At 72.3% G+C, this 7,999-nt stretch carries 4 protein-coding genes; 1 reads left to right on the top strand and 3 read right to left on the bottom strand.

Features of this window, described 5'->3' with window-relative positions; genetic code table 11:
* Positions 1–3: 3 nt before the first annotated feature.
* The 3 genes from FNQ90_RS07020 to FNQ90_RS07010 form a co-directional block, all read right to left on the bottom strand.
* Positions 4–993, bottom strand: a complete 990-nt coding sequence (locus FNQ90_RS07020) for an aldo/keto reductase (protein WP_323379817.1) — start codon at positions 991–993, stop codon at positions 4–6.
* Between the two features lie 107 nt (positions 994–1,100).
* The gene (locus tag FNQ90_RS07015) at positions 1,101–2,114 is read right to left on the bottom strand and encodes a hypothetical protein (protein WP_323379816.1); all 1,014 of its coding nucleotides are present in this window, start codon (positions 2,112–2,114) and stop codon (positions 1,101–1,103) included.
* A gap of 252 nt (positions 2,115–2,366) precedes the next feature.
* Positions 2,367–3,716 (bottom strand): hypothetical protein, encoded by a 1,350-nt coding sequence (locus FNQ90_RS07010; RefSeq protein WP_182605467.1) that lies wholly within the window; start codon positions 3,714–3,716, stop codon positions 2,367–2,369.
* A 482-nt stretch (positions 3,717–4,198) separates the two neighbouring features.
* On the opposite strand from FNQ90_RS07010, the gene FNQ90_RS07005 reads away from it, so the two are divergent.
* Positions 4,199–7,999 (top strand): DUF6531 domain-containing protein (locus tag FNQ90_RS07005; RefSeq protein WP_228470930.1); only part of this gene is annotated, 3,801 nt, incomplete at its 3' end.

Below are 7,999 nucleotides of genomic sequence, written 5' to 3'. Positions count from 1 at the left end.
GGCTCAGGCGAGGCGGCCCAGCGGGGCGAGGGCGTCGAGGTCGGCCCGGATCTCCTCGGGGAGCTCCAGGTCCAGTGCGTCCATGGCCTCGTCCAGCTGCTCGAGCCGGCTCACCCCGAGCACCGGCATCACCGGCCGCTCACCGCCGACCATCCAGGCCAGCGCCAGTTGGTTGGCGGTGACGCCCATGCGTCCGGCGAGTTCCCGCAGTCGGCCCAGTCGGCGCTCGTTCGTCCCGTCCCGGTACTCCGGGGACAGCGGCCGGTCGGGACGGGTCAACGCGCCCTGGAGCAGCGGCGAGTACCCCTGGAGCACCGCGTCGTGCTCCGCCGCCCACGCGACGAGGTCGCCGTCCAGGGGACGCTGCGGCGCGATGTTGTGGCCGGGGTCCGGCCACAGGTAGGAGTGACGCATCTGCGCCACGCGCGGCGCGGCCAGGGAGTCGTCCCCCGCCGCCAGGGCCTCGGCCTCCCGCATCCGCTCGGCGTCGGTGTTGCTGGCGCCGATCACCCCGACCCGGCCGGCGCGGACCGTCCCGGAGAGCGCCGCCAGGGTGTCGGCGAGCGGCACCTCGGGGTCATCGATGTGCGTGAGGTACAGATCGACGGACGAGCACCCCAGCCGTTCGAGGCTCAGACCGAGCTGTCGGTTGATCACGTCCGGGTGCAGCCCCTCGGCCGACTCGGGGAAGGGGCCGTCCGGCGGGTCGGGCAGGCAGCCGACCTTGGTGGCGATCAGCACGTCCTCGCGGGCGCCGCGCTCGGCCAGCCAGCGGCCGATGAGCAGTTCGGATTCCTCGCCGGTGCCGCCCGGGACCCAGAAGGCGTAGCAGTTGGCGGTGTCCACGACCCGTCCGCCGCGCTCCACCCAGCGGTCGAGGAGGGCGAAGGAGGTCTTCTCGTCCACGGTGGTGCCGAAGTACATGGTGCCCAGCGCGGCCCGCTCGCCGCGCAGTCGTTCCAGGACGGTGGTGCCGTACGGGGTGGTGAGCACGGTGTGTGCTCCTTTCACGGTTCGGTGGTCGGGTCGGGTCGGTTCGGTGGTCGGGCCCGGATGGGCGGTGATCGGCGGTCAGGGGCCGGGTTCGAACGGACGGGCCGTCACGACCCGCCGCCCCGGGAGGCGTCGGCGGGCGTCGGGGTGCCGGGTCGGACCCGGGGGGATCGGGACGGGAGCGGAGCGGGCGGACGGCGGCCGACGATAGTGCCGTAGCCGAAGGCGAGGACATCGGTCGCGGCGAGAACCAGCCGGCCGGCCGCCGCCGCGGCGGCGGCCTCCGGGGCGGAGAGCAGCGGCACCGGCGCGACGGCGAGCAGCGCCTCCCGGACCCCGGTGCCGTCCGGCAGGATCACCACCGGGCTCGCCGGCGCGGTGGCCGGCGCGAACCCGCCCACACAGGGGATCAGCGCGGCCATCGGGTCGGCGCCCAGGGCGACGACCAGCACCCACAGGTGCAGTCCGGTGACCACCCGGGAGATTCCGCACAGCCACACCGAGCGCCTCAGCACGTCGGCGGGGATCACGGCGAGCCGGCGGCCCAGCGCGGGCACCCGGCGCACCAGCCGGTTGGCGGTGCCCAGCAGCCACGGCATGGCGAGCAGGCCGAGGAGGGTCGCGACGGCGGAGGCCGGCGCGGCGCCGCCGTCGTGCAGCAACCCCAGCAGCGTCGGGGCGCCGAGCGCGCACCCGGTGGCCAGGACCACCGCGCCGTACAGGCCGAAGGCGGCCGTGAAGTGCAGCACGGTGATGCCCGAGGAGGCCGCCAGGCGGACCTGGAGGACGATGGACCACATCACGCCCGGCACGTACTTTCCCGGGCTTCCCGCCGCGAGGAGCTGGACGGCCGTCGCCCGCGTCATCGGCCGGGGGGACGCCACGACCGAGCCCGAGAGGAGCCGGGCGGCCGTCGCGCCGTTGACCTCGGGCACCACCGGGGAGACGTCCGGGTCGCCGCGAAAGGCGTCCGAGGTGTCCACGACCAGGGCGCCCCGGTGGGCGGCGGGGTGTGCCCAGCGGCGGTTGACGCCGGCCCCCGAGCACAGGAAGACGACATCGGCGCCCTCGAAGACCTCGTCCTCCAGGGGGAGGACGGGGATGCGGCGGCTCCCGGCCACCCGGCGGCGCCCGGTCGGGTGGACCGGGCGCAGTTCCCCGTAACCGGTGGGGCCCCGTTCCTCGACATTCCGCCAGTCATGCCCTGCTCCACGCGATACAAGGGGTTACGGCCCCGGTACGGTACCGAGCCGCCCCGACAGGTGCCGACCCCACCCATCACCCGGAAAACGGAGGCAGCCGTTCCCTCGAACCGCCCCACAACCCGGGCGCCCCACAGTCGTACCGGGCGGGTGGAGAGGCGCGACGAATCGTCACGAGGGGACCGGGCGGCGTGCCCGAAGCCCTCTCCTCGCCGGCCGCCGGTCCTCGACCCCCGTGGGAATCCGGACAGAACCGACGACGGGATCCGGTGGGGTCTCGCGGCAGCCTGCACACAAGGTGTGGACGGCACTTCGGAAAGCCACGCGATCGCAGCGGGAACAGGTACGCCACGGCGGCGGAGCGCCCGGGGGGAGAGAGGCCGTCGGAGCGGTCCGGGACAGGCGGTGCGCCGGCAGGAACGCGGTCAGGCGATGGGCCAGCAGTCGGGCGGGCCGGTGGGTGAGTGGCCGGGGCAGGTTGGTGGTCAGGGCACGGGCGACCTCGACGCCGGGCACACCGCGTTCCAGCCAGGTGTCCACGTCCGGGGCGAGGTCGTGGAGTTCGCGTTCGGAGAGCAGAAGTCGGGGGTCATGGGCGGTCAGGGAGTCCAGGACCGCCCGCGCGGCCCGGCTCACCGGCCGGGTTGGGGCCGGCGCCGGTGCTCCCGTGGTTTCCCACCGCGTGGGCGCGGCGGCCGGTGGGACAGGTACGGCCGGCTCCCGACACTCGGCCTCCGGACGGGGTGCGGGGGTCTCTCCCGTGGGGGAGACGCGCGGCGGGCAGGTCACGACCGGTTCCGATGCCGGACGCCGGTCTCCAACGGCCTTGGGGGTCGGCCCCGAGTCGCCGACGGGAACCCGATCCGGCGCGAGCTCCGCGACGGGGAGGACGGGAGCGGGCACGGTCCGGGGGGCCGGGACCTTCACGGGAGCGGGCATGGCCACGGGCGCGACGCGGGCCGCCGGGACGGCCGGGAGAACCGAAGCCTCCACGGGAGCCGACCCGACCCGGGGCGTGGGAACGCCAATGGGCTCCGGAGCGGGGCACGTCACCGAAGCCGGCACGGCCTCCGCCACCGGCCGGGGCACCGGTGCCGGTGCCGGACGCGCAGCCGGCGCGGCTGCGGGAACGGGCTCGGGTGCCGGCTCATCAACGGGAGCCGTGTCCCGGCCCGCCTCCGCGAACCTCCTCGCCGCCTCGGGGAGGTGGTGGAGGATGAAGCGGGTGCGCACGGTGCCGTCGGCCAGGCGGTACAGGCGGCGTTCGAGGTAGCCGTCCGCTTCCAGTTCGCGCAACGCGCGACTGATGCGTACGCGCCCCTCGGTGAAGTGCCGGCACAGTCGCTCGATGCTCATCGGCGTGCCCTCGGGCAGCGAGAAGAGGTAGGCGGCGACGCCGAGGACGACGGCACTGCCGCGCCTGCGCAACAGGAAGTTGGGAAGAATCGTGAAGTTCCGGGTGAATTTGGCCCGGAGGTGCATGAGCCCGGACATGATCGGGCTACGCTGGATGTCAGCCATCGGGAAGGTCTCGTTCCTGATTGGTCAGGCCCTCGGCCGGGAGTGCGAATCCCGGACGGGGGCCGAATACGTTGTGGGGTTGTCGAAAGCGACCATAACCCCCCATCGGGCCGCGAAGCCGGCGAACTCACCCGCACGAGTGACACCGGGTTTCCGGTGGGTGGGTGGGAAGGTCCTCGCTGTTCCAGTCCTTCCCATGCCCGCCGACCCACCGGCCGCCGGTCCACCGGCAGCCGGTGAACGGGAGGACTCGGCACCGACCGCAGGGCTTCCGGCAGCACTCACAGCGCCCCGGGAAACCGACTCCGGAACGGTTCACGGTCGGCCTCGCGTCAACTCGTACTCACGTTCCACCCGTTGTTCCGAGCTTCTCGGGGGCACGACATAGTGGATGGCCGAAGGCATCACCGGCCACCGGTGATGGGGGAGTTCGGAAAACGGGGGGTTCCGTGGCGCGGGCGTCGGATTGGTCGCCGGTGGAGATGGGTTCGGATCCGACGCCGGGGGATCCGGATCGCATCGAGCGGCTGGGCAATGAACTCGATGAGTTCGCGGAGGACGTCTTCACCGCGTTGGGCAAGGTCCGCTCGATGGGCGAGGAGGGCGCGCTCGCCTCCTTCGTGGGGGAGAGCGCGGAGGCGTATCGGGATCGGTTCGAGAAGCTGCCACCCGACCTGGACAAGTTGCATACCTCCTACGACCTGGCGGCGCAGGCCCTGCTGACGTATGCGCCGAAGCTGCGCGAGGCCCAGACCGACGCTGATCGGGCGTTGAACCGGGCGATCGAGGCCCGGGAGGAGCTGTCCACCGCCCAGTCGTGGTTGGAGCGGGCCACCTCCGCGCTGGAGAACGCCGAGGAGGCTGCCGAACCGCCGGATGAGGGCGAGGTCGCCGCCGAGGTTCGCCGGGCCCTGACCGACGCCGAGACCGACAAGGGCGACGCCGAGACCGCCGTCACCGACGCCCGCGAGAAGCTGGACCTCGCGATAGCGCTGGCCGGTCAGGCGAAGGAGTTGCGCGAGGAGGCCGCCACCAAGTGCAAGCAGGATCTGGAGGAAGCCTCCGAGGCCGGGATCCCGAACCGCAAGTGGTGGCAGAAGGCCGCCGACTGGGTGGTGGACAACTGGGACACCATCGTCGCCGTCGCCCAGGTCGTCGTCACCGTGCTCAGCATCGTGGCGTTGGTGTTGGGCGGGCCGTTGGTGTGGGGGCTGATCCTGGCCGCCTCGCTGATCATCCTCGCGGACACGTTGATCGACTACGCCAACGGCGACGCGAGTTTGTGGGATGTCGGATTCGCGCTATTGGATTGCGTACCCGGCGGGCGCATCGCTTCCGCCGGGGCGAAGACCGCCACGTTGGGCATGGCGCGCGGCGCGCGGGGGCAGGGACGGCAGGTCCGCCGGGAGGGGCGTCCGGCGGCGGGGAAAAACACCTCCGATGACCCGGTGGACTTCGCCACCGGCGAGGTCCTGCTCCCGGCCACCGATGTGGACCTCCCCGGCGTCCTGCCGCTGCTGCTGGAGCGCCACCACCTCTCCAGCTACCGGGAGGGCCGGTGGTTCGGCCGCTCGTGGTCCTCCACGCTGGATCAACGCCTGGTGCTGGAGGCCGATTCGGTCACCTTCCACGCCGCCGACTGCGCCAAGCTCCTCTACCCCATCCCCACCACCGACCCGGATGATCCGGTGATGCCGGTGGAAGGCCCCCGCTGGGGCCTGAGGTGGGACGGCCGGCCCGGTACGCCGCTGACCATCCACCAGCGGGAGACCGGCCGCACGCTGCACTTCGCCCCCGTGCCCGGCGCGCCGGGCAACGAACTGCCGCTGGTCGCGATCAGCGACCGCAACGACAACCGCATCGAGGTCCGGCACAACGAGGCCGGTGAGCCGGTCGAGGTCAGCCACACCGGCGGCTACCGCATCGGCGTGGCGGTGGTGGACCGGCGCATCACCTCCTACCGCCTGCTCTCCGCACCCGATGAGCCGGTGCTGCTGGCCTTCGACTACGACGACGCCGGCAACCTCGCGAAGGTGTTCAACTCCTCCGGCCTGCCCCTGCGGCTGTGGTACGACGGGCACGATCGGTTGATCCGCTGGGAGGACCGCAACAACACCTGGTACCGCTACGAATACGACGAAGCGGGTCGCTGCGTCTTCGGTACCGGCTCCGGTCGGGTCTTCGAGTACCGCTACGAGTACGACACCGCGAACCACCGCACCACCGCCCACGCGGCACGCGGCTACCCCACCGTCTTCCAGTTCAACGACAGCTTCCAACTCGTCGCCGAAATCGATCCCCTGGGCCACACCACCCGCCGCGCCCGGGATCGCTACGACAACCTGCTCTCGATCACCGACCCGCTGGGCCACACCACTCGCTACACCCACAACAAGCACGGTGACCTGACCACCGTCGTTCGTCCCGACGGCCACGAGATCCGTGCCGAGTACAACGCCCTGGGCCTTGCGACGGCGATCACCGAGGCCGACGGCACGGTATGGCGGCAGGAGTTCGACGCACACGGCAACCGCACCGCCGTCACCGACCCCGCCGGACACACGGTGCGGTACACCCACCGGTCCACCGGCGCCCCCGCCACCGTCACCGACCCCCTGGGTTCCGTCACCCGCATCGACACCGACGCCGCCGGACTGCCGCTCGTGGTCACCGACCCGCTCGGCGCGACCACCGTCCTGGAGCGGGATGCCTTCGGCCGCCCCACCTCCCTCACCGACCCGCTCGGTGCGACCACCCGGATGGAGTGGTCACCGGAGGGCAAGCCGGTGCGCCTCACCGACCCCCTCGGACACACCGAAAGGTGGGAGTGGGATGCGGAGGGCAACTGCCTGACCCACACCGACCAGAACGGCGGGGTGACGGCCTGGGCCTACGGCCCCTTCGACCTACCGGTCTCGCAAACCGGTCCGGATGGTGCGCGGTATGTCTTCACCCGTGACACCGAGTTGAACATCACCGCCGTCACCGCCCCCGACGGCCGTTCCTGGACCCACACCCTCGATGCGGCCGGACGTGTGGTGGCCGAGACCGACTACGACGGCCGCACCACCACCCGCGAATACGACCCCGCCGGTTGTCCGGTTCGCCAGATCAACCCGGCCGGCCAGTCCCTCACCCACACCTACGATGCCCTCGGCCGGTTGACCTCCACGGTCACCGACACCGGCGGGACCACCACTTGGTCCCACGACGCGGCCGGCCAATTGATCTCGGCGACCTCAGCGGGCGTGGAACTGGCCCGCACCCACGATCCGGTAGGGCGTCTGCTGCGCGAGACGGTCAACGGCCACACCCTGTCCCTCACCCTCGATCCGGTGGGCAACCTGCTCTCCCGCACCACCCCCACCGGCCACACCAGCCGATGGACTTATGACGCCGCCGGCCGCCCCATCGGCCTGGACTCCGCCGGCCGACACCTGGACTTCGCCCGGGACGCCGCCGGGCAGGAGATCGAACGCCGAATCGCCGGTGCCCTGACCCTCACCACCGGCCATGATGCGGCCGGACGACTGGTCGAGCAGGCTCTCACCGGTGCCGGGGGCCGGCGCCTGCACCACAAGCGCTGGACCCACCGCGCGGACGGCTACCCCACCGCCGTCACCGAACCGGCCGGCACCACCACCCTCGCCCTGGACCCAATCGGCCGGCCCACCGCTGTGAGCGGCCCGGCCGGCACCGAGTCCTACGCCTACAACCCCACCGGCGACCAAACCCGTGCCGAGGCGCCGGGGCTCCCGCAGGATGCGGCCGGGGACCGCGCCTACACCGGCACCCTCCTGGCCCGAGCCGGACGCACCCGCTACGCGTATGACGCGGCGGGGCGGGTGATCCGCCGCAGCGTCACCCGCATCTCCCGGACCCCCGACACCTGGCATTACACCTGGGACGCCCACGACCGCCTCACCCGCACGGTCACCGCCGACGGCACGGTGTGGACGTATACCTACGACCCCTTCGGGCGCCGCGTCGCCAAACACCGCCACCACCCCGACGGCACCATCGCGGAGACGGTGCGGTTCACCTGGCACGACACCACCCTCATCGAGGAACACCACACCCCCGGTGACGGCGCCGGAACCGATACCGTCACCACCTGGGACCACACCGGCCTGCACCCCCTCACCCAAACCACCCGCACCACCACCGCCGGCGACGCGGATCAGGCCGAGATCGACCGCCGCTTCGCCGCCATCGTCACCGATCTGGTCGGCACCCCCACCCACATCACCGACCCCGACACAGGCCAGACCACACCCCTGAAC

The organism is Streptomyces alkaliphilus (genome assembly GCF_014141535.1).
GTDB lineage: Bacteria > Actinomycetota > Actinomycetes > Streptomycetales > Streptomycetaceae > Streptomyces > Streptomyces alkaliphilus.
The sequence above is the reverse complement of the archived record's forward strand: the minus strand, read 5'-3'. Positions and strand labels throughout refer to the sequence as shown.